The 23,224-nt window shown below is 54.5% G+C and carries 17 protein-coding genes, 1 rRNA gene and 1 pseudogene; all 19 read right to left on the bottom strand.

What is annotated here, in order from left to right:
- Positions 1-74, bottom strand: a 16S ribosomal RNA gene (locus BISA_RS01565); the annotation flags it as partial.
- A 529-nt stretch (positions 75-603) separates the two neighbouring features.
- A complete protein-coding gene (locus BISA_RS01560; RefSeq protein ID WP_033889817.1) occupies positions 604-1,104 on the bottom strand; it encodes a GNAT family N-acetyltransferase in 501 nt (166 codons plus the stop codon).
- 27 nt (positions 1,105-1,131) lie between these two features.
- Positions 1,132-3,009: an oleate hydratase gene (locus BISA_RS01555; RefSeq protein WP_033889749.1), complete on the bottom strand. Its 1,878-nt coding sequence runs from the start codon at positions 3,007-3,009 to the stop codon at positions 1,132-1,134.
- Positions 3,010-3,119: 110 nt separating this feature from the next.
- Entirely contained in the window at positions 3,120-4,001 is an 882-nt protein-coding gene (locus BISA_RS01550) for an aldo/keto reductase (protein ID WP_033889747.1), read from the bottom strand.
- A gap of 81 nt (positions 4,002-4,082) precedes the next feature.
- A pseudogene (locus BISA_RS11825) lies at positions 4,083-4,482 on the bottom strand (DUF4186 domain-containing protein).
- A 22-nt stretch (positions 4,483-4,504) separates the two neighbouring features.
- Positions 4,505-8,062: a DNA polymerase III subunit alpha gene (gene dnaE / locus BISA_RS01540; RefSeq protein ID WP_033889816.1), complete on the bottom strand. Its 3,558-nt coding sequence runs from the start codon at positions 8,060-8,062 to the stop codon at positions 4,505-4,507.
- A 234-nt stretch (positions 8,063-8,296) separates the two neighbouring features.
- On the bottom strand, positions 8,297-9,238 hold the full coding sequence (locus tag BISA_RS01535) for an RluA family pseudouridine synthase (protein WP_033889746.1): 942 nt from the start codon (positions 9,236-9,238) through the stop codon (positions 8,297-8,299).
- The gene (locus BISA_RS01530; RefSeq protein ID WP_033889745.1) at positions 9,238-9,789 is read right to left on the bottom strand and encodes a signal peptidase II; all 552 of its coding nucleotides are present in this window, start codon (positions 9,787-9,789) and stop codon (positions 9,238-9,240) included. Before BISA_RS01530 ends, BISA_RS01535 begins: the two co-directional genes overlap by 1 nt.
- 20 nt (positions 9,790-9,809) lie before the next feature.
- Positions 9,810-11,120, bottom strand: a complete 1,311-nt coding sequence (locus BISA_RS01525) for a DivIVA domain-containing protein (protein WP_033889743.1) — start codon at positions 11,118-11,120, stop codon at positions 9,810-9,812.
- A gap of 146 nt (positions 11,121-11,266) precedes the next feature.
- Positions 11,267-11,569, bottom strand: a complete 303-nt coding sequence (locus BISA_RS01520; protein WP_033889742.1) for a YggT family protein — start codon at positions 11,567-11,569, stop codon at positions 11,267-11,269.
- 109 nt (positions 11,570-11,678) lie between these two features.
- On the bottom strand, positions 11,679-12,167 hold the full coding sequence (locus BISA_RS01515; RefSeq protein ID WP_033889741.1) for a cell division protein SepF: 489 nt from the start codon (positions 12,165-12,167) through the stop codon (positions 11,679-11,681).
- A 12-nt stretch (positions 12,168-12,179) separates the two neighbouring features.
- Positions 12,180-13,391: a cell division protein FtsZ gene (ftsZ, locus tag BISA_RS01510; protein ID WP_033889740.1), complete on the bottom strand. Its 1,212-nt coding sequence runs from the start codon at positions 13,389-13,391 to the stop codon at positions 12,180-12,182.
- A 185-nt stretch (positions 13,392-13,576) separates the two neighbouring features.
- Positions 13,577-14,818: a tRNA dihydrouridine synthase DusB gene (gene dusB, locus BISA_RS01505; RefSeq protein ID WP_081889957.1), complete on the bottom strand. Its 1,242-nt coding sequence runs from the start codon at positions 14,816-14,818 to the stop codon at positions 13,577-13,579.
- A gap of 88 nt (positions 14,819-14,906) precedes the next feature.
- The gene (locus BISA_RS01500) at positions 14,907-16,379 is read right to left on the bottom strand and encodes a glycine--tRNA ligase (RefSeq protein WP_033889739.1); all 1,473 of its coding nucleotides are present in this window, start codon (positions 16,377-16,379) and stop codon (positions 14,907-14,909) included.
- Between the two features lie 95 nt (positions 16,380-16,474).
- Positions 16,475-17,674: a LacI family DNA-binding transcriptional regulator gene (locus tag BISA_RS01495; protein ID WP_081889956.1), complete on the bottom strand. Its 1,200-nt coding sequence runs from the start codon at positions 17,672-17,674 to the stop codon at positions 16,475-16,477.
- A 41-nt stretch (positions 17,675-17,715) separates the two neighbouring features.
- Positions 17,716-17,922, bottom strand: a complete 207-nt coding sequence (locus tag BISA_RS13260) for an alpha-L-rhamnosidase C-terminal domain-containing protein (protein ID WP_237746055.1) — start codon at positions 17,920-17,922, stop codon at positions 17,716-17,718.
- Positions 17,865-20,282, bottom strand: a complete 2,418-nt coding sequence (locus tag BISA_RS11820) for a family 78 glycoside hydrolase catalytic domain (protein WP_474846793.1) — start codon at positions 20,280-20,282, stop codon at positions 17,865-17,867. Before BISA_RS11820 ends, BISA_RS13260 begins: the two co-directional genes overlap by 58 nt.
- 197 nt (positions 20,283-20,479) lie before the next feature.
- On the bottom strand, positions 20,480-21,784 hold the full coding sequence (locus BISA_RS01485; protein WP_033889738.1) for an MFS transporter: 1,305 nt from the start codon (positions 21,782-21,784) through the stop codon (positions 20,480-20,482).
- A 57-nt stretch (positions 21,785-21,841) separates the two neighbouring features.
- Positions 21,842-23,128: an MFS transporter gene (locus BISA_RS01480; RefSeq protein WP_033889737.1), complete on the bottom strand. Its 1,287-nt coding sequence runs from the start codon at positions 23,126-23,128 to the stop codon at positions 21,842-21,844.
- Positions 23,129-23,224 lie beyond the last annotated feature (96 nt).

The following is a 23,224-nucleotide window of genomic DNA, read 5'->3' as shown; positions in this document are numbered from 1 at the left end:
GGATCCCGTTCGACTTGCATGTGTTAAGCACGCCGCCAGCGTTCATCCTGAGCCAGAATCGAACCCTCCACAAAAAACTTCATGAAAGAGCATCGAAAGATGACTCCAAAAAAGAAAAAGACGAGACGATTCCTTAAGGAAGGAACCACTCTCACAAAAACCTCACCCCAATTCAACCCCTCCCGGGGAACCCGACCACCACAACAGGCGACCAGGCTTGGAATGAACTGGCAATCATTGACTATAAAGAAGTAGTACAAACACGCTCTTGAGTTCTCAAACCACCACCACACCGGCAAGCCAACCCCCGAAACCATCAGGAGCGGGAAGCCCGCCGTGCCGAGCGGCAACAGATGAATAACCTACACGAACCCAAACAACAATGCAAATCAAGGCGCGAAAAACCCTGGGAAACGGCATCATAGCGCGCCTCCCTCGGCGTGTCGAAAATCAGTCAAACCACACCTTGTTTGCCACAATACGCCTCTTTTCCACACCAACGAGAACCAACATTGCGTGTCTATCGGCGTGTCGCAACAATTCATTCCATGTTCAACTCCTCTCAGCCCCATTTTCATTCTTGAGGAGAGCGAGAAAGAGGCTTTAGAAGGTCAGACGCATCTGGTGCCAAACCACATTGCCATGCGTAGACCCAGAGATGCCCTCATCCTTGTAGCCGAATCGCGCATAGAACCCGACCAACCGATCTTTGCAGGTCAGCACCAGCCCTTTGCGGCCACGTGCACGCGTATCTTCAATCACCTGTTGCATCAGCATGCTGGCGTACCCGTGGTGCTGATATAACGGCGCAGTATCCACGCCGAAAATCATCTGCCATGCGCCGTGAGAGTCATGCTGCGTGGCATCATCGTACATATCGTCAGTCAAATCGGCACGGTTAGTGGCAAAGCCATTGATGAAGGAAGCAATATGGTTGCCATCTGTTAATAGCCAGAAGCATTCTGGATATGACTGCAGCCGCGCCTGGAGCGAATCACGACTTGCCGCCTCCGCAGCAGGAAAGCATTCCGCCTCAATCGAAGCCAATGCATCGAGATCTGCAACAGTAGCGTGACGAATCGTCCAGGTTTGCGGCGCAGTCATATCAGGATTTTCTTTCTTTTCAGCCAATCAGATGACGTGGTATTCCTTGAGCAGGGTGGCGATATCGGTGCCGTCGAGCTTCTTGAGCACCTTGCCAAGGACCGCCTTCTCGATGAAGTTGAGCTTCATATCCGTAACCGGTGCACCATCGCGCAGTTTGACGGTAGCGTTGAGCAGATTGCGCACGTCATAGACGCTGCCCCACACCTCGGGTACACCACGGTCCACATCAAGCAACGTGTACACCGCTTCCATACCGGTGCGCATCGAGTACTCAGTGGTGAAGATCGTGTCACGTGGGGTTTCGGCGAACTGACCGAGGAATGCGAAGTTCACAGCACCATCCGGCACCACATCCGGGCGGTCGCCGGCAGCGCGCGGCATGAAGAACGCCGTGATGTATGGCATCATCACCGGCACCGTGTTCGCGTGATTCTTGGCGAGCGCCTCAATCTTGTCGGTCGGCACACCCATGTGGTAGAGCCATTCCTCGCAAATCTCCTCACCGGTACATTCGGTCATCGGCTTCTTCACATAATTGCCGGGCTTGTCCGGGAACAGTCCATAAACCCATACGCACAACTGGTCCTTAGGCTGGTCACGGAACTGCTGTTGACGGTTCAGCGTCCAACTCAGCAGCCAGTTGGAGTCGGTAACGGTCACGATGCCACCGGTGACTACGTGACCAGTGAATGGGTCACGCTTGCAGATCTTCTGAATATATGGAGGAATCTCCTTGTCAAGCGTGGTGACGGTGGCGCTCATCCACTTGGTGGCCTGCGGGTCGGAGCAGAATTTGTCCGGGTGACCAAAGCTGGGATCCTGCTTGGCGATGTTGCGCCACATATCCCAGCCACCGCCCGGCTTCAGGTCCGGATTCCATGCGGCCGGCGAGTTCTGCGAACCCATTGTGGAATTTTCCACGCATCCACCGTTGGTGATGAACACCAAATCATCGGCGGTCAAATCAATCGAGGATTTCTCCCCTTCATGATCGATATCCAAACGCACGGCGAGCTTCTTGGTGGGTGAGCTGTATGGATTGCGCTTGAAGACACCGGAGGTGGCTTGAATTTTCAAAATTGTGTCCTGACCGACACTGGTGTGTTCGAGCTTGGGGCCGTCGCCACCGCCGATGGCGAATTCCACGTTTTCCACCTTGGTGTTGTACTGAAATTGCACGCCGTGGCTTTCCAGATACTTGACCATCGGCAAAATCATCGACTCGTACTGGTTGTAGCGGGTGAAGCGCAGTGCCGAAAAATCGGGCAGGCCGCCGATGTGGTGGATATAGCGCTTGATGTACAGCTTCATTTCCAGTGCGGAATGCCAGTTCTCGAAAGCGAACATAGTGCGCCAGTACAGCCAGAAGTTGGAGTTCAGCACCTCATCGTCGAAGAAATCAGTGATGGGCTTGTCGTACAGCTCTTCATCCGGCGTGAAGAACAGCTTCATGATTTCCTGCGAAGCCTTATCGCTCAGACCAAACTTGCCTTGGAAACCTGCATCCTTGCCGAGATCCTTGGTGGCGCGGCACAGGGAATAATTCGGATCCTCCTTATTGAGCCAATAGTATTCGTCCAGCACGCTCACGCCCTCGGTTTCGATGGAGGGAATCGAACGGAACAAATCCCACATGACCTCGAAATGGTTGTCCATTTCACGGCCGCCACGCATCACGTAGCCGAGACCTGGAATATCTGCGCCATCGCAGGCGCCGCCCGGCACAGGATCCTTCTCAAGAATATGAATGTGATCGCCGGGCATTTGACCGTCACGCACCAGGTAGCAGGCCGCGGACAGTGCAGCAAGTCCAGTACCGATGATGTAGGCGTTCTTGTGGTCCACTCCCGCCGGCTTCTTCGGACGAGCGAAGGCTTCGTAATTACCGTTGGAATAGTACATGGCGCTCCTCCTTTGGAGAGTATGTTGACATCACGTCAACCTTTTGACAGACATCTTGTCGCATTATTCGCCGCTCTGCCATAGGCAATTTTCGGCGTTGTGTGGGTTTATCAGATATTGCCGCGTACGTGTTGATCGGCCCATGACTGGGAATGCGTGAATGTAGCGGGATTGGCGCTTACGTTGCCGTTCGGCTCGTCCAATGCGTCAATGGCGTGAAGCTCGGCAGGCGTCAGGTCAAAGCTGGCGCTGGCGAGGTTCTGACGCATGCGCTCCACATGCTTCGACTTCGGGATGATGATACGCCCTTCCTGTGTATGCCAGCGCAGCACCACTTCTGCTGGGGTCACGCCATGCGCTTGCGCAGCAGCAACCACTGGAGCAGATTCGATATCCTTGCCATGTCCCAACGGACTGTAGGCTTCAGCGACGATGCCGTGCGCCTTGCAGAATGCGAGATTACCGGGCTGACTGAAGCGTGGGTGTACTTCAATCTGATTAACGGCCGGCGCTTCACCGGAATCCTCGGTAATCGCACGCAGATGCTCAGGCAGGAAGTTGCTGACAGCCGGCACGCGAATCGCACCCTCATCGCGCAGTTTCAGCAGCGCGCGCCAGGTTTCCTTATAGAAACCAGCGGCGGGAAAAGGCCAATGAATCAGATACATGTCGATAACATCAACCTTGAGCTTCTTGCGTGATTCCTCGAATGCCACCATTGCTGAGTCATAGCCCTGATCGCAATTGCGCAATTTGGTAGTCACCCAAACTTTACCGGCCATACCGGTGGCTTTGAGCGCATCACCCACCTGTTCCTCGTTGTAGTAGGCTGCTGCAGTATCAATGTGGCGATAGCCGATTTCCAAAGCTTCCTCAACAGCTCGCTGCGTATTCTCCGGAGGAATCTGGAAAGTGCCGAATCCGATTTGCGGAATTACGGACTTGGATTTGTCTTGCAACGTGATTGATGGCGATTCGAGTTGTTGGCTCATAGGTATCGCTTCCCTTCAATGCGATCATGTTCCTCGCCCATTGTAAGTTTGCGATGTTCTTCTGACCAGTATTTTGCTCGATTACTGCGCCGGATGGTGAATCAAATCACGTTCAATCCAAGCCATAATCAAGTCAGCAAGCCTGTTGGTTTCCTCTTCAGTAAGCGCCCGGCCTTGAGGAATGTGATGCCATTTTTTCGATACAACCTCGGCAGCAAGTGGCAGTGGCATGCTGAGCGGTGAATACAGGGTGACCGCGCCACGGCGTCTGTTTGCCATCATTCTTAGGCTCGGCAGCACCAACACGATCATGCAGCATTTCATGAGCATGACGGTTGATGATGGCCTTGCCCTTCGCGCGAGCGTAGGCGCGGTCCTTATCTGAAAGCACGAACTTGGCGCGGAACTTCGAATGCGATAGTCGTTCCAGTGTTTCCGCTATCCAGCGTTGTTCATCTTGTTCAGCTTCTACGTTAGGCACGGTTCGCTATGGTAGTCCCGAATTACGCGGCAGCAGGTAAGCAGCTCGGACCGAAGAGGATTTTGATCTCAGCGAATAATGATGTGTCACGCTTTACACGGAAACGATCACCGAACGTCAGCACCCGAGCATTACCCTTCTCATCCATTACAGCGAGATGAACCTCGCTGTATCCGGGATGACTGGCCAACACTTGCCCCAAACGAGCCATACGATCGCGTTCCAACGCCACGGTCGGCAACGTAATCACCAATGGTCGTTCATCTTCGGCTTCCAAGGTGGGCACCTGCATTTCCGTGGCTCTCAAGGATACGGTTTCGTCACGCAGTTCTACTTGTCCACGAATCTGCACCACGGCGTCCACGGCAAGTTCCGCGGCGGCAGCCTCATACACTTTGCCGAAGAACATGCATTGGATGCTGCTTTCCATGTCTTCGATGGTGACGATGGCCCACGGATTGCCCTTCTTGGAAACACGGCGATCCACGCCAGTCACCAAACCAGCCAACGTGACCTGCTGGCCGTCGGGCATGGTTTTGGCACGGTCGATCAAATGCGCAATCGACATCTCTCTCAAGCTTGCGAGCACAGACTGCATGCCCGAAAGCGGGTGGTCAGACACATACAAACCCAGCATCTCACGTTCGAAGTTGAGCTTGGTCTTCTTATCCCACTCCTCCACATCTGGCACGGTCACGGATGCATCGCCCATTGCCTCCGCTCCCCCGTCCTCATCATCAGAGAACAGATCGAACTGGCCCTCAGCCTGCTTGCGTTTCAGACTTACCACCGAATCGATGGCAGCCTCATGCACAGTGAACAAAGCGCGGCGGTTCGGATCGATGGAGTCGAATGCACCGGCCTTAATCAAGGATTCCACCAGCCTACGATTCAGCGCAGTCAGCGGCACACGACGGATGAAGTCCATGAAATTCACGAACTTACCGCGTGGCCCCTCGCGTTCGGCGATGATGTCCGCCACGGCCTTCTCGCCCACATTACGGATGGCACCCAGACCGAATCGCACCACGTCGCCGACTGCGGAATACTCGTATACCGATTCGTTGACGTCCGGGGAGAGCACCTGGATGCCCATGCGGCGGGCCTCGCCAAGGTACAAGGCCGTCTTATCCTTGTTCGTAGCCGCACCCTGCAACAAAGCAGCCATGAACTCGACCGGATAATGGGTTTTCAGGTATGCGGTCCAATAGGAAATCAGACCATAGGCTGCGGAGTGCGCCTTGTTGAAGGCGTAGCCGGAGAACGGAACCAGAATATCCCACACAGCATTCGCTGCCTCTTCGGAATAACCGTGTTCCTTCATGCCAGCGAAGAACGGCACCTTCTCCTTGGCCAGCACCTCAGGCTTCTTCTTACCCATTGCTCGGCGCAGCACATCTGCCTTGCCCAACGAATAACCTGCCAAGATTCGGGCGGCGGACTGCACCTGCTCCTGATAAATAATCAGACCATACGTCTCGTCAAGCACCTGCTTGAGCGGTTCCTCGAGCTCGGGATGAATTGGCGTGATCTTCTGCAAGCCATTCTTGCGTTTCGCATAATTAGTGTGCGAATCCATCGACATTGGGCCCGGTCGATACAGAGCGATTAATGCGGAAATATCGTTGAAGTTATCTGGCTTCAACGTCTTGAGCAGGGAACGCATGCCATCGGAATCGAGCTGGAACACGCCCAACGTGTCGCCACGGGAAAGCAGTTCATAAGTGGGTTTGTCGTCCAGCGGAATCTTCGTATAGTCGATGGCCGGCTTACCGTTCGCTTCGATGTTTCTCAGCGTGTCATGAATCACCGTCAAGTTGGAAAGTCCAAGGAAATCCATCTTGACCAAGCCCAACGTTTCGCACGTATGATATTCGAACGTGGTAGTGATCGTGCCATCGGTACGCTCCAGCAACGGGCTCGTATCTGTAATCGGTGCACTACCCATGATTGTGGCGCACGCATGCACACCTGTCTGGCGAATCAGACCCTCAATGCCCTTGGCTTCGTCCGTGATGCGGCGCGCATCCGGATCGGACTCATACATCTCGCGGAATTCACGCGCCTCCGCGTAGCGTTTCGCAGTCGGGTCGAAGATATCATGCAGGCTGATGTCCTTGCCGCCCGTGGCAGCCGGAGGCAACGCCTTGGTTACCTTCTCACCCACCGAGAACTCATAGCCCATGATTCGAGCCGAATCCTTCAGCGCCTGCTTCGTCTTAATCGTGCCGTAAATCACGCACTGTGCAACCTTATCGGTGCCATATTTCTCGCCGCAATACTCGATTACACGGGCGCGACCTTCCGGATCGAAGTCGACGTCAATATCCGGCAGAGACACACGCTCCGGGTTCAGGAACCTCTCGAAAATCAGGCCATGCTTCAGCGGGTCCAGTTCAGTGATGCCCATTGCGTAGGCCACCATTGCGCCTGCTGCAGAGCCACGGCCGGGTCCCACCATGATGCCGTGGTCTTTCGCCCATTGGATGTAATCGGCCACCACCAAGAAGTAGCCGCAGAACTGCATCTGGCAAATCACACCACACTCGTAATCCGCTTGCTTGAGCACTTCAAGCGGAGGGTTGCCGTCATAGCGCTTCTCCAGACCTTCCTCGACCTTCTTCAGGAACAAAGAAGTCTCATCCCACCCCTCGGGGCAGGGGAACTTTGGCATGAACGCGCCATCCTCATGATCGTCGAACATCACATTGCAACGCTCAGCGATTCGAAGCGTGTTATCGCATGCCTCAGGCAGCTCCTTGAACAGGGTGCGCATCTCCTCTGCCGTCTTCAGGTAGTAGCCCGTGCCATCGAACTTGAATCGGTCCGGATCATCCAGACGAGAACCTGAATTAATGCATAGCATCGCATCCTGTGCGCCCGCATCTTCCGCGTGCACGTAATGCGAATCATTCGTCGCCAAAATCGGAGCGTTAAGTTTCTTCGCAATGGTGAGCAAATCCTTGGTCACCTGCGTTTCAATCGAAAGCCCGTGATCCATCAGCTCGATGAAGAAGTTGTCTCGGCCGAAAATGTCCTGGAACTCGCCGGCTGCACGCAGCGCCTCATCGAACTGTCCCAGACGAATGCGCGTTTGGATGATGCCCGAAGGGCAACCAGAAGAAGCAATCACGCCCTTGGAATATGTGGCCAAAACCTCCTTATCCATACGGGGATATCGCATCACACGACCTTCAAGGTTAGCCACTGAGGAAGCCTTGATGAGGTTGACCAAGCCTTCATCGTTTTCCGCCCACATGGTCATGTGGGTAATCAAACCGCCACCGGAAACATCATCGCGACGTTGTGCCTCAGTACCCCAGTGCACACGCGACTTGTCCTGGCGAGCGGTTTCCGGAGTCACATACGCTTCAATGCCGATAATCGGCTTAACACCATTGGAGACACAGTTGGTATACATTTCATAAGCGCCGTGCATGTTGCCATGATCAGTAATAGCTACTGCTGGCATGCCTAATTCGGCGGCGCGCTTGGCCAACGCCGGAATCTTCGACGCACCATCCAACAATGAGTAGTGCGTGTGGTTGTGCAGATGTACGAAGTTCCCCATTTCAGCCATGCGTTCCACCATACCGCACGCTCTACTCAGCCTTCACCTTCACTGACTGTAGGTTTTTGGACACCGGCTGTAGGATTTCCAACGTTTTTCGTTCAAAAACCTACAGTCAGTGTTGAAAAACCTACAGCGAGAGTTCAAAATCCGACAGTAGATGTTCAAAAACCTACAGTGAAAGTTCAAAATCCGACAGTCAGAAAATGCTAGGAACACCGGGCGAGACAAAGAGGGAGAAAATCAGGAAGCTATGGGAGCCGCATCTGTATGGCGGGCCCGCATGGTTTCGAGCGCTTGCGCCAAATCAGCGGGATAATGTGATTCCACCGTCGTCCAAATACGGGTACGGGGATGGCGGAATTCAAGTTTCATGGCGTGCAACCATTGGCGATCGAGTCCAAGTATCTCGGATAGCACAGGATTGGCACCATACATCGGATCGCCGCACAAGGGGTGACCGATTGAGGAGAAATGCACACGAATCTGGTGCGTTCGACCTGTCTCCAGATTCACGGAAACCAGCGTGGCCTCATGGCCAAAGCGTTCCATCACATCCCAATGCGTTACTGCCGGTTTACCAGCAGGTGTCACGCAAAAACGAAAGTCCGAAACCTTTGCACGACCAATCGGTGCCTCAATAGTGGCTTTATCCTGTTTCAGCGAACCTTGCACCAGCGCGTGATAGGTTTTCTTCACCTCATGCTCGGCAAATTGCCGGCGCATTTCCGTATATGCCAAATCGGATTTGCACACCAGCATCAGTCCGGACGTGCCCACATCCAAGCGGGAGACAATACCTTCACGCCCAGCAGCGCCTAAAGCAGTAATATGCACGCCACGGTCTCGCAAGGACCCCAACACCGTAGGGCCAGTCCATCCAACCGAAGCATGGGCAGCAACACCAACCGGCTTGTCGACTACAACAACATCATCGTCCTCGTAGACAACTGCCATATCGTTGGCAATGGGTTCAGGCTCCTTACGCTCTTCGACCAAATCGAATTCGACAGTATCCCCGGCCGCCAATGTGCTGGAACGCGCCACATCACGGCCAAGTACGCGAGCTTGGCCGGAATCAACTAAGTCAGCAGCTTTGGAGCGGGAGATACCGAGCATTTTGGCTACGGCAACATCGAATCGTTTGCCAATCAAAGCGTCAGGAGCGGGAACCATACGATTCATTACTCGGCATCCACCTTTGTCTTAGCTGATTCTTCGGCATCGGTTTGTGCAACCGCAATGTCTTTTACTGTGAATGGTTCGTTCAGCAGAATCAGCACGACAATAACTACGCCTGCTACCACGAGATAAATATCCGCAACATTGCCGACAGACCATCCGTAGTTCAGGAAATCCACAACCTTGCCGTTGAGGAATCCATCCGCATACATCACACGGTCAATCAGGTTGCCGAAAGCGCCAGCGAACGCAAAGGACAGCGCAACCGTCCACTTCAATGACACAGCACGCAATCCGTAGTACAGCAACGCACAGCATGCGGCAATAGCAAGCAGACTGATTACCCATGTGGAGCCAGAGCCCATGCCTAATGACGCACCGGGGTTACGCACCAGGGTCAGAGACAACAGGCCGGGAATCACTCGGATGGTCTGTCCGCCAGACAATGCCGATAACGCCCAAAACTTAGTGAATTGGTCAATAATTAAGGCCACAGCGGCCACACATGCAAAGACGGCCGCGCGAATACGCAGCCGTCCCTGTTGGTTTGTCATACGACTTACCCTACCTACACTCAGTTAGCCTTGGATGAGGTCTGATCCTGATAGTTGTTCGACTCAGAAACCTGTGCAGCAAGCTGACCAAGGAACTCGGTCAGGCGTGCACGGTACTCGGTCTCGAACTGCTTGAGGCTCTGAATGTTGCCCTCGATAACCTTGGACTGGTTCTGCAGGTTGTCACGCACCTGCTGTGCATAGGTATCGGCTGCGGAACGAGTCTGCTTGTCGTATTCCGCGGCACGACGCTGCACATCTGCCTCGTACTCATCAGCATCAGTGTGCTGAGTCTTGGAGTAGTTGTCGGCATCCTGACGAGTCTTCTCGGAGTAGGAGTCCGCATCAGCACGCGTGTTCTCAGAATAGGTGTCTGCGTCGGTACGGGTGTTCTTAGAGTAGGCGTCTGCATCAGCGTGAACGCGATCACGGTAGGCGTCAGCCTCGGAACGGGTGCGATCAGAATACGTGTTGGCCTTGGTAACCAGATCGTTGTACTTGTTCTGGCTGGCTTCGGTAATTTCCTTAGCCTTGGTCTTGCCCTTTTCAACGTACTGATCATGCAGCTGCATAGCCAAAGTCAGCATAGCGGTTGCGCGCTCCGGTTCGCTACCCGGCATAGCAGCAGCACCGGCAATCTTCTGCAGGGAGCCGGTTTCGGTGCTCGGCTCAACCTTGGAGACCTGAGCACGCAGCTGGTTCTCACGCTGCTTGGCTTCTTCAAGCTGACGAGACAGCTCCTGAATCTGAGCGGCCTGCTGCTGAGCGACACCGCCCTGCTGCTGAGCGGCAGCAAGCTGACGGGACAGCTCTTCGTTGGCGGCGCGGAACTGGTCACGTTCCTTCTGGATTGCTGCAATCTGCTGGCCGACGGCCTCCTGGTTTCCGGAAGCCTGAGCAGCCTGAGCGGTCAGCTGATCGATCTGGGCATTGAGCTGATCGACCTGGCCCTTGAGCTGATCATTCTGAGCGGAAAGGGCGCGGTTGGATTCCTCTGCTTCGCTGAGCTTGGCTGCGGCCAGCTGAGCGGCCTTATCACCTTCAGCTGAAGACTGCTGGCCCTGAGCGGCAGCATTCTTCAGCTCATTATTCTCAGCCTGGAGCTTCTGCACCTGACCGGTCAGCTCAGAAATCTTGGCATTCAGGTTGGTCACATCGGGGCCCAGAGCCTGAGTTGCCTGACCGCCGGCTACTGCCTGACGGCCCAGAGCCTCCACGGTCTCCGTGACCTGATCGAGGAAGTCGTCAACCTCGTCGACATCGTAACCTTCCTTGAATCGCACGGTCTGGAAGGTGTGCTCCCTAATATCCTTCGGCGTCAACAGAGCCATAAATATTGCACCTCGCTTTGGGGCTTTGCCCTCGCTTACGTTGGTATCAAGTATTGATGCTATCACGACCCCTTCGATTCATGGGAGTTTTGTGCCGATTTCAAGGTGCGACATGCCGTATTCAGCACAAAAAATAGTGATTTGCATCAGAAAATAAGGTAGATGACGCTCTCCAGTACCACTAACGCGAAATACAGCACTATAAAGCTCATGTCCAGATATATAGAGCCGAGCGGAAGCGGCTTGATATATTGGCGCAGCCAGCGCAGAGGAGGCTCTGTAATGGTGTACACCATATTGATAAGTTGAGCCACGATACCACGCGGGTACCAATTGCGGGCCAGGATTGACACCCAATCCAAAACCATGCGAATGATAAGCACCGTGATATAGGCATTAACCAGCCAAGCGAGAATACGGCCAATAAGAGTGAAGAAAAAAGGCAACATGGGGGTAAGCCTAACAACCGGATATGAAAAGTTTGCTTGGAGCTCAATAAAAATCGGCCGATCCCTGCTTGGAATCGGCCGATAAGACAATGAGTGGTACTTGCAGTCGTCAGTCAGAGAACAAATCTCGGGCGGATGCTGCATTTGTAGGCTCTTCGACTTTGATATTCACCTGAGCCGGGCTCAGCAGGAACACGCGCGGCGTAACACGTTCCAACGAGCCACGCACACCAAACACCACACCTGCGGAGAAATCAACAATACGGTAGGCCACTGCTTCGGAAACACCGGTCAAGTTCAGCACAACAGGCACGCCATCACGCAACGCACGACCGACCAACTGAGCATCTTCATACGACTTCGGGTGAATCGTGGTGATGCGATTGACTCGGCTGCTGCCCTGGAATGGTGTGGTCTTTGAGCTTTGACTCGGTGCGGGAGAAGTCTGAGCCATAGGCGTTACCGTATGGTCAGAGTCAAAGTTCGGCTTCGGCTGAGGCTTCTGCTGCTCCTCTTCCTCCTCGACGAACTCATCGTCATCATCTGCCACATCGCTCATGCCCAAATAGGACATCGCGTTTTTCATGAACCCGGCCATGCTTCAGTCCTTTCAGCGCAGGAAGTCGGGGATGTCAAGATCGCCCGCGGGATCGTTGAGAGCAATGGTGGGATGTTCGGACGTCGGGTCGTCAAACGGCAGCGAAGCGGAATCACCCGTGCTCGGCGTGAACGTGGGCTGCACCGTAGGCTGGGCGACCGGGGCCGGCTGAGCTACCTGAGTCGGAGCTGCCGCAGCGGGCTTAGCAGCCGGCTGCGCGGGAACAACCGGAGTCACCACTTCCTGATCGTCTGCATCCTGAGCGGAAACATGATCGAAGCCGGCAGCAATAACGGTAACGCGAACCTCGTCGCCGTAAGCGTCATCCAATGCAAGACCCCAAATGATCTGAGCTTCAGGATGGATGGCCTTGCGCACCAACTCGGTGGCGGCAGAAGCTTCCTGCAGCTTCAAATCGGTCGGGCCAGCGATGTTGATCAGTGCACCATGAGCACCCTCGATGCTTTCTTCCAGCAACGGGGAGCTGATAGCAATTTCGGCGGCCTGAGTTGCACGATCCTCGCCCCGCGCGGAACCAATACCGAACAAAGCGGTACCAGCACCACGAAGGATGGAATTCACGTCGTTAAAGTCGACGTGAATGTAGGAGTTCATCGAAATCAGGTCGGTGATGCCCTGCACACCGGCAAGCAAGGCGGTATCAGCGGTCTTGAATGCTTCGATAATGCCGATGGAACGGTCGGAAAGCTCAAGCAGTCGATCGTTCGGAATCACAATCAGAGCGTCGACTTCCTTGCGCAGGTTATCGATGCCGTAATCAGCGGATGCGGAACGCTGCGGACCTTCAAAGCTGAATGGGCGGGTCACCACTGCAATGGTCAATGCACCCTGCTGATGTGCGGTACGCGCCACAATCGGGCTGGCACCCGTACCCGTGCCGCCGCCTTCGCCACAGGTGACGAAAACCATATCGGCACCCTTCAGCGCTTCCTCAATATCCGACTGATGATCCTGCGCGGCCTTTGCACCACGCTCAGGATCAGCACCGGCGCCAAGACCACGGCTGGTTTTATCAGACAGGGAGATCTTGACGTCAGCGTCAGAACGCAACAAATCCTTGGCATCGGTATTTACCGCCACAAATTCAACGTTCTGCAATCCTTCGGCGATCATACGGTTAACGGCATTGCCGCCGGCTCCGCCTACGCCGACGACCTTAATGTTGGTCTTGTCGTTGAACTCAGTCTGGGCGATCTCGCTCACGTTTGGCTCCTGTCACTTCACGGTTACACCCAAGAGTAGCGCAACTGCCCTACTCGTGGAGTCAATTCGCACATGGATTAGTGCGTGTTGTGCAATATTTTTTCTGCGAACACACCAAAAGGGCTCGGCAGGGCACCTTTCAGCCTGTTTCGTTGCCTATTCCTCAACGGAAATCAGCGCAAAGACTAATAGCTGGCATCCATCGGGTCGTCGCCGAAGAGTGCTTCACGCTCCTCATGGGAAGTGGTGCGCGATTCCAACCATCCATAGGGAAGATGAACCTTCTTGGCAAAACGAACTCGGCCACGCGGCTTGTCAATCACTCGTGGGGGGTATTCAATCGTGGGGTCCAAACGCGCTATCTCACGATCCACATCAGCGAGATTCTCGCATTCCATGAAGGCTTTTCTGGTGGAACCGCCTACGGGGAAACCCTTGAGATACCAAGCAATATGCTTACGCAAATCATGTACGGCCATCATTTCGTCGCCATCATAGAATTCGGTAAGCAGCTCGGCATGCCGATGAATCACCTGACAGACCTCGCCAAGATTCGGATTGATGCGCTCAGCATTGCCCGCGAAAGCGTTCTTGATATTGGCGAACAGCCACGGCCTGCCTTGACAGCCACGACCAATGGCCACGCCATCGCAACCGGTCTCGCGAACCATTTCCAATGCATCTTCTGCACCCCAAATATCACCATTGCCGAAAACGGGAATATTGAGATGTTCCTTCAGTTCACCGATTCGAGACCAATCCGAATGCCCCCCATAGTATTCGGCAGTGGTTCGAGCGTGCAACGTTACCGCCTTGCAACCCTCTTCTTGTGCGATATGCCCAGCTTCGAGGAATGTTTCATGCTGATGGTCGATTCCCACGCGAATCTTAGCGGTAACAGGGATACCCGCAGGTTCGCATACGGCAACCACACGCGCAATCAAATCGGTGAAGATATCCGTTTTCCACGGTAAGGCCGATCCGCCTCCGCGCCGCGTGACCTTGGGAACCGGGCAGCCAAAGTTCAGATCCACATGGTCCGCCATACCTTCATCAACTACAATTTTGGCAGCCTGCTCGGTGATGGAAGGATTCACGCCATACAGCTGAAGCGAACGAATCTTCTCGCTAGGAGCAAAATGGCACAACCGCAATGCTTTGGGGTTTCTTGCCACCAAAGCACGAGCGGTAATCATCTCCGCCACATAGAGGCCATCCGGACCATATTCCTCACAAATCACGCGGAACGGCCAGTTGGTGACACCAGCCATTGGAGAGAGTACAACCGGCGTGGGAACAGTGATATCGCCCAGCTGCACCGGAGCAATATGCACCGGTTCGCCCGGACGTTCCTGCGCATCCGTGCGCGGATCGAGATTATCGGTCTCATGCGGTTCGGCGATAATGGTTTCGGAGGTATCTGTCACGTTGCTTCCTACATAGCGTGGCTCCCCTCGTTATTGAACGGAGGGGAGCCAAATCAGTCATCGTTATGCGATCTTACGAATCGGGGAATCAGTACAAGCCGCCGGCTTCCTGAATGCCGGAAGCAGGCCAAGGCTCGCCACCCATTTCCACAGGCTTCAGCGGCACACGAGTACGCTTTTCGCTGATGCGGGCGCTGACGTAATCAGCAACCTTATCCAGAGAGACGCGTTCCTGAGCCATCGTGTCACGCTCGCGGATGGTCACAGCCTGATCTTCGAGGGTATCGAAGTCCACGGTGATACACAGCGGAGTGCCGATTTCGTCCTGACGACGGTAACGGCGACCGATAGCACCGGACTCGTCGTAGTCGATCATCCACTCGTTGAAACGCAGGTCGGCAGCCAAGTTGTGGGCCACTTCCTGCAGCTCCGGCTTCTTGGACAGCGGCAGCACGGCGGCCTTGATCGGAGCCAAACGCGGATCGAGACGCAGCACGGTACGCTTGTCGACGCCACCCTTGGTGTTCGGTGCTTCGTCCACATCGTAGGCATCCACGAGGAAGCACATCAGGGAGCGGGTCAGACCTGCTGCCGGCTCGATGACGTACGGAATGTACTTCTCGCCAGTGGCCTGGTTGAAGTAGCTCAGATCCTCGCCGGAGTGCTTGGCATGAGCCGTCAAATCGAAGTCCGTACGGTTGGCGATGCCTTCGAGTTCACCCCAATCGGAACCCTGGAAACCGAACTTGTATTCGATGTCCACGGTGCGCTTGGAGTAGTGGGCCAGCTTCTCCTTCGGATGCTCATAGTGGCGCAGGTTCTCCGGCTTGACACCGAGGTCAAGGTACCACTGGGTACGAGCGTCAATCCAGTACTGGTGCCATTCCTCATCGGTGCCCGGCTTGACGAAGAATTCCATCTCCATCTGCTCGAACTCTCGGGTACGGAAGATGAAGTTGCCCGGAGTAATCTCGTTACGGAAGGACTTACCCATGTTCGCAATACCGAACGGTGGCTTGGAACGGGAGGAAGTCATTACGTTCTTGAAGTCCACGAAAATACCCTGAGCGGTTTCCGGGCGCAGGTAGTGCAGGCTGTTCTCATCCTCGACCGGGCCGAGGTGAGTGCGCAGCATCATGTTGAAGTCACGCGGTTCGGTCCACTCGCCACGAGTGCCGCAGTTCGGGCAGACGATGTCCTTCATGCCGTTCTCAGGCATCTTGTCGCCGTGCTTTTCGGCGTAGGATTCCTCGAGCTTATCGGCACGGTTGCGCTTGTGGCAGTTCAGGCATTCGACGAGCGGATCGTTGAACACGCTGACGTGACCGGAAGCCACCCACACTTCAGGCGGCAGAATGATGGAGGTGTCCACACCGACCACGTCGGGGCGGGTGACGACCATAGAACGCCACCATTCACGCTTGATGTTGTCTTTCAGAGCAACACCAAGAGGGCCGTAATCCCAAGCGGAACGAGTGCCGCCATAGATTTCACCGGCAGGGAATACGAAGCCACGACGCTTTGCGAGGGATACGACTTCATCGAGTTTAGATTGAGCCACAATGCACCTTCTGGTTTGAACGGTTTGGGGACTTACTTACAACCGCTTCAGGATAGCGGCATATCGTGACAGCATTCACCCCACGCACAAAGTGCCTACCGGCGTCCTGTGGTGCTTTCCCGTTCAAGAAGCTGCACCGGTATTAGTATCGAACGATGAACATGCCGATCGGCATTGACAATTTCATCCTCAAGCATTTGAGTGGCCTGTCTACCCACGTCGTAGCCAAATGGGGCGATGGTGGTCATTGGCACACGGCTCCCCCATGCTTCTGGATTGCCGTCGCACCCCATTACCGCAACATCCTGCGGCACGGACAGCCCCGCCGACAATACTCCGTCAATGATGCCATTCGCTAACTTATCGGTCATCGCAATCACGAAATCAGGCCGTTCTTCCGCAGGCATGGCAGCGATGCGCAACCCGGCAGACCGTCCATCATCCGTTGAGCGCCAATCATTCACATACAGCATATTCAGCGCAACCGATGCACCGGACTGCTCCAGTGCACACTGAATTCCTTTGAGACGCATGGTAAGTACGACCAAATCATCATGCACGGTTACTACGGTTACGCGGCGCTTGCCGAGCTCCAACGCATGCCTAATCGCAAGATTTCCCACCTGCTGATTGTCCGTGGCAACCATGCAGGCATCCGTCACGTCCCCATACACATCGATGAGCACTGTCGGCATATCATGATGAATCGGCGCCTTCCAAGAGGTTCCGGCACGGGGTTCCATCATTACGCCTGCCATATGGGCACCTTGGAAATAGTCATAATACCGGTTTTGCAACAAATCGTCGTTATCAGCGCTGGCAATCAGCAACTCACGGCCCGCCTCACGGGCGGCATCATGTGCGCCACGCTCCAATTGAAACGAAAAACCATGGTCTAATCCAGATACGATTAGCCCCAATGCGGAATTTCTACCGCCAGCCAGTACCCGGGCGCTGTTGTTGGGCACATATCCCAAGGTCGCAATCGCATGCTGAATGGTCGCTCTGGTGTCGGAACGCACACGGTCAGGATGGTTCAGCATGTTAGACACTGTGCCCAGAGACACTCCGGCCAACTTGGCCACATCAGCAATGGTCACACGTCCCATCCGCACACCCTCCATCGCAAAAGTTTCCCCGAACAACCATGGCGATGATGATACTTCCAGGAGACCGCGATCAATACAATCCGACTGATATTCAGAAGCATTGTAAGGCATCATGCACACATACATAGGGCGGTGCGTCACCGGTAACACACCGATGGAGCACCGCCCGAAACTGCTATCGCACATTAATACTGGGTAATGAAATGGTCACTGTGCAGCTCATGAGCTCATTCAGTCACCATGCCGTATGTCCTTGCATATACCCCTGACTCGGCCCATTCCTCATGCCCACAAACTTTAACCAGCGCTCGGGCGCCATGCGGCACAGTCAATGTCACCTTGAGGGAGTCGTCCTGCACCTGCCACGCGCAATCGATCACCCCATAGGGACTGTTGTGGCGCACATGTGCATGGTCGATTGCACCTCCCAGCATCGGGGATACCAGGAACTCCTTCCAACCCGGCGCCAATGGCTGATACCGCCAATGGTCTCATGCATCCATGTGGCCACGGAACCAAGCGAATAATGATTGAACGAGGTCATGCCTCCCGGATTAAAACTGCCATCGGGACGCTGTGAATCCCAACGTTCCCATGTGGTAGTGGCCCCCATGCTGACCTGATAGAGCCACGAGGGGCACTTCGTGGACAGGAACAGACGGTACGCCTCATCCAAGTGTCCGGTTGCGGTCAAAGCGGGAAGGATATACGGAGTACCGGCAAAACCGGTGCCCACCGTGTAATCCCCCGCGCGCACCAATGCAGCCAGACGATTGCCGGCCACCGATAATCCTTCATCATCGGAGATCAGCTTAAATTGAATGGCGAGCGCATATGCACATTGCGTATCCGAGGTCATTCGACCATCGGCCTTGATGAACCGACGCTGGAACCCTGTGCGGACACGATGCTCAAGAGCCTCGAAGTCGCTCTTATCACCGTCATTCCCTAAAATCTCAGCCATATGCTTCGCTATGGTCACCGATTGCGCATAGAAGGCGGTGGCTACCAATTCCTTGGCGGTCATTGCCTTGGCCGCGTCCTCGGGCGGAGCGGTAGGATCGAGCCAATCGCCCAGTTGTCCGAATTCAAGCTTGGGCGGCCTATCCCAAACCCCGTCTTCAGACAAGAGTTCCGAGACTTGCTCGATATACATGCGGGACAACGCGTATTGTCGTTTTAGCATGTGCACATCGCCGCTGGCCATATACAGCGCCCACGGCACCAGCACCGCGGCATCTCCCCAAATTGCAATATTCTCCGGTTTACGCCATTCGGCCAATGGAATAAACGGAACATAATAGGGAACGGCGTTATATTTGTCGGTTTCCGAGGCGACGTCCACCAGCCAATTCGAAAGGAAAGCCTCCGTATCGTACAGGAACGATGCGGTCGGAGCGAACAGCGCTATGTCGCCGGTCCATCCCATACGCTCGTCACGCTGCGGGCAATCCGTAGGCACCGAAACGAAGTTAGAAAGCATGGACCATACAACGTTGGAATGCATGGCGTTCACGATTTCGCTCGAACAGTCAAACCAGCCTATGCGCCGCATCACCGAGCCATAGACATGGCAGACAATATCTTCGGGGCGCAGCGTTCCCAGCCAGCCTTGCACCTTGGCATATCGGAATCCATGAATGGTAAAACGTGGTTCCCAAGTCTTGTTTTTTCCATCGGAAATGTAAGTATCACGTTGGATGCCTCTACGCAGTGGCCTGGTGAACAGATCACCATCATTATCAAGCACCTCGGCATGCTGCACAGTGATGGTAGTGCCCGCCGGCAGCGTAGACACATTGAATTCGAGACGCTGCGTGCAATTCTGACCAAAGTCAATGATCACCGATCCATCATCCAACGTATTCATGGAAACAATGTCATGACTGCCGATACGACGAATGGGATCATGCTCCGGCGAAGTCAGTGTGAGCGGATCGAAATCGATTTCCGTAACACGTTCCCATCCGGAATCATCGAAGCTCGCACATGACCAGCCTTCAGGCAGCAAACGCGCATCATACGTCTCTCCCTCACACAAACCGCTGGAGATAATCGGTCCTTTTGCCGCTTTCCACGCGCCATCGTACGCATTGGAAGCAACCATCTGCGTGCTTCCATCGGCAAAGGTCACTTCGAGCTGCGCCCAAACGCCCAATTTGCTGCCATACACATTGGGTTTGCCACCCCAGAAGCCCAAACGTCCACGGTACCAACCATCGCCAAGCCAAAAGCCCATGGCATTGTTCCCGGCATGCAGCAGATCAGTCACATCATACGTGCGATATTGCAAGCGTTCGTTGTAGAGCGTCCATCCTGGGTTCAGAATGTCCTCCCCTACGGGATTGCCATTGATCTCGGCATCAACCAAGCCAAAGGCACTCACGTAGAGTCGCGCACATTGAGGCGTGTCGCGCAGCTGAAGTTCCGTACGAATCAGCGGAGCTTGACGCCGATCACTCCATGGCTCTCTCCATGCAGGACCGACCATTTGCGAAAGAATATCGCCTGAATGAATCAGGCCTGGTTCAACATAGGCCTCATCAGACCAGATGGGCTCATCGCAATCATTTGCCAGCGCTACCGAGACATATGCTTGTTCCCTTTTCCCCAGCGGCCGGAACGGCCAGTCCCTGAGCACATTGTCTGAAGCGGAAGCAATAACCTGCTCGGTATGCTCATCATGACCGGGCAGTCTCCTTCGAACCCGAATCAGGACATTGGCATCTTGCGCAATGTCCACACGTGCATCATATGTCCAGGAAATTCGCGGAGTGAACGTTCCGATACCCATCGCAGGGCCAGCATAATGTTCAATTTGCAATGATGCTACAGATTTCATGTCTCAAGTCTTTCTGCCATGTATAGGAAGGTATGAACAGGAGTGCAAAGGTGCTTTTCAGTACAACCGTGGATGATTGGAGGACGGGAGATGGCCTTGGACTCAAGTCCTCTCAGCCATTCCCGTCTCAATCCCACTCAGTCATTGATTCAGTCGTTGATTCCAGCGAGCCTGTCGGCATCGGTGCCATGCTTCTTTTGCAGGGCAATCATAATCAGGCCGAAGATCAGGCTGACGGAGGCGATGCCGACAAAGCCCCACATCGTGCCCTTGATGTTCTCCGGCAGGACCAGGGTTGGGGTAATCAGCGCGAACAGAGCGCACAACACTCGAGAGGCGCCGTTGATGATGCCCTGCACGGTTGCGCGAGCCTTAACCGGATAGGATTCCTGAGTCCACACCTTGTACATAGCCTCGCCGGCCATCGGGGAACCGATGTTATACAGGGCGATTCCAGCCACGATAATCCACAGACCGCCACCGCCAATGGCCATGATCGCCACAGCTACGATCTCAATCACACCGCCGATGACGAAACCGGTGTTACGGTGCTTGCCGCTAGCCACAGAAGCGAAGAACATACTGGTCAGGAATGCGATGACATTGAGCACGATGCCCAAACCGGTTGCCAGGGATTGGCTGGCGTTGGCCTGCACCAGCATGTAGGTCTGGAACTGGCCCCAAGTGTTTGCCAGCAGATTCCATGCGGCGTAGAACACGAAGATGGCAATAAAGAAGGCGAGATATTTACCATTGCCCTTGCCGAACAGCAGGGAGAACACCGAGAACTTCTCGGAGTCACCGGAGGACTCGCCGATTTCAGCAAGACGCTTATCCGCTTCATCGTGGAAGTTCTGGAACGTCTTGGATGTGGTTCGCCAAATCCATGCGATGGCTGCAAATACCGTAAGAATCACAAACACGATTCGCGCACCCATCGCACCGCTCATGGCAGAAACCACGAAGGCGCAGATATAAGAGATGAAGATACCGGCCTGCCAGAACACCTGAGTGGAGGAAACCAGCTTGGCCTGAGTGGCGGAGTCCGGAGCGTCGTGGGAAACCACAGCCAAGGAAACCGGCAAATCAGTGCCGGAAGCCACACCTGCAATGACAACGCCTACGAGCAGAACCACATAGTTCGGCGCGAACACGCAGATCAACGCACCAATTGCATACAACAGATTAATCCAGTTGAACACCTTGACGCGGCCTACTGCATCAGCAAAGCGCCCACCGAAAATCGAGCCAAACGCAATGGCAAAGGTCAGTGCACCCGACACAATACCAACCTGCCCGGCTGTCATACCCAGTCCGGACTGCCATACGGTAATTGTCGACGCAAGTCCCACGATGATGCCGGAACCCAGCATCGATCCGATTCCAGCCGCTACAACAAGCGGGGCATATTTGCCGAGTTTGGCCTGCTGCCCGGCATCTTTGGTCACTGACATTATTGTTCTCCTTATTTATGTTGATGTGAATAACGAATACAGGTTGAAAATGAGCGGCTACGAGCGAGACTTAATCGCCGGATCGGCAACATGATGCCTGCCGATGAAACGAATAATCAGCATCGCCGCGATGTAGGAAAGGCATAGCGAACCCACCAACAACCACAGCAACGTCGTAGGCGAAGCCGCCATAATCGCCGGCGTAGCCAGACTGAATGCAGCCGTGATGAATCGCACCGCAGCGTATGTGAAGCCCGTGGCCGTGGCGCGCGCATTGACCGGGAATAGTTCCTGGCTCCATACTTTGTACAGCGGCTCACCATGCAACATGTTGGCTGCACAATAGACGAAGTAGCACACGGTGAACACTTGCCATGATGCACTTCCCGCCAATGCGGACAGTACGAAGGAAGCAATACACAAAATCAGGCCAATATGCATCATCGTGTAACGATGCTTCCCGTCCGCGAATCGGATGTAGATGCCATACAGCACCAACACACCCAGAATATTGGCGAAGAACGCGCATGCTGTGGCAAAGGATTGAGTTCTGCCGCCAACAGTCACCATGTAGTAGTTGAGGAACGATCCCCAGGTATTGGCTGGAATGTTCCAAAACAGGTAGAAACAGGACAATCCAATCAACGGCAGCAGATAGCGCGGTGTGGTCAGCAGCTTGCCCAATGGATATGCCCGTGACGTTTGTTCATGAGCATCCGACTGGGTTGCAGCACATTCAGCAGCCAGATCATCTTCGATTCGCTTGAATGAAGGACTTGCAACTCTGACCAGCCAGGTCAACAACGCCACAACGGCGATAACCACGAACAGCAATCGGATTCCGGTCATTGCCAATGATGAAACAAGAAATCCTATGCCTTGCGAAATCACGATACCGGCTATCCAAAAGATTTCCGTGGATGACACCACTCGACCCTGGTACTGCTCGGGCACACGTTCTGAAATCACCGCCAAAGAAGTAGGCAAATCAGCACCGGACGCCAATCCTGCAACCACCAGACCTACGACCAGCACCGGCATCGAAGGAGCGAGTGCAATAATCGTAGCACCGACGACGACTCCTAAAATATCGATGTTGAACACCAGCACCCTGCCGAAACGGTCGGACAAACGGCCTCCGAAGAAGGAGCCCGCACCAACGCAAAGCGTCAAAATGGTACTGAGCGCGCCGGTCCACCATGCATTGAGCTGATAATGCTCCTGCCAGGAAGCCAACGCGATACCTGTGGACACCAACAGCGCCGCATCGAGGTACGAAGCGATGCCCGCATTCCTTGCCAACTGCCAGTAGCGCTTGTCCAAGCGTTCATGTTGATTGACCAACTTTTGGTCTCCTTTCCGATTTCTCGTCATTGCAGAACGTGTCGAATGGCCGCTTTGCACATCCGGAAATTGAAGCGCTTTATTTGAACGCTTCAA

The organism is Bifidobacterium saguini DSM 23967, assembly GCF_000741715.1.
In the GTDB taxonomy this organism is placed as follows: Bacteria; Actinomycetota; Actinomycetes; order Actinomycetales; family Bifidobacteriaceae; genus Bifidobacterium; species Bifidobacterium saguini.
This window is presented reverse-complemented; position numbering and strand designations above follow the sequence as displayed.

What these genes read in the sequence shown, in the direction of transcription:
- BISA_RS01560 (WP_033889817.1), bottom strand. Translation starts at nt 1,104, where the DNA reads ATGACTGCGCCGCAAACCTGGACGATTCGTCACGCTACTGTTGCAGAT.
- BISA_RS01555 (WP_033889749.1), bottom strand. Translation starts at nt 3,009, where the DNA reads ATGTACTATTCCAACGGTAATTACGAAGCCTTCGCTCGTCCGAAGAAG.
- BISA_RS01550 (WP_033889747.1), bottom strand. Translation starts at nt 4,001, where the DNA reads ATGAGCCAACAACTCGAATCGCCATCAATCACGTTGCAAGACAAATCC.
- dnaE (WP_033889816.1), bottom strand. Translation starts at nt 8,062, where the DNA reads ATGGCTGAAATGGGGAACTTCGTACATCTGCACAACCACACGCACTAC.
- BISA_RS01535 (WP_033889746.1), bottom strand. Translation starts at nt 9,238, where the DNA reads ATGAATCGTATGGTTCCCGCTCCTGACGCTTTGATTGGCAAACGATTC.
- BISA_RS01530 (WP_033889745.1), bottom strand. Translation starts at nt 9,789, where the DNA reads ATGACAAACCAACAGGGACGGCTGCGTATTCGCGCGGCCGTCTTTGCA.
- BISA_RS01525 (WP_033889743.1), bottom strand. Translation starts at nt 11,120, where the DNA reads ATGGCTCTGTTGACGCCGAAGGATATTAGGGAGCACACCTTCCAGACC.
- BISA_RS01520 (WP_033889742.1), bottom strand. Translation starts at nt 11,569, where the DNA reads ATGTTGCCTTTTTTCTTCACTCTTATTGGCCGTATTCTCGCTTGGCTG.
- BISA_RS01515 (WP_033889741.1), bottom strand. Translation starts at nt 12,167, where the DNA reads ATGGCCGGGTTCATGAAAAACGCGATGTCCTATTTGGGCATGAGCGAT.
- BISA_RS01495 (WP_081889956.1), bottom strand. Translation starts at nt 17,674, where the DNA reads ATGTGCGATAGCAGTTTCGGGCGGTGCTCCATCGGTGTGTTACCGGTG.
- BISA_RS13260 (WP_237746055.1), bottom strand. Translation starts at nt 17,922, where the DNA reads ATGCTGGGAGGTGCAATCGACCATGCACATGTGCGCCACAACAGTCCC.
- BISA_RS11820 (WP_474846793.1), bottom strand. Translation starts at nt 20,282, where the DNA reads ATGGGTATCGGAACGTTCACTCCGCGAATTTCCTGGACATATGATGCA.
- BISA_RS01485 (WP_033889738.1), bottom strand. Translation starts at nt 21,784, where the DNA reads ATGTCAGTGACCAAAGATGCCGGGCAGCAGGCCAAACTCGGCAAATAT.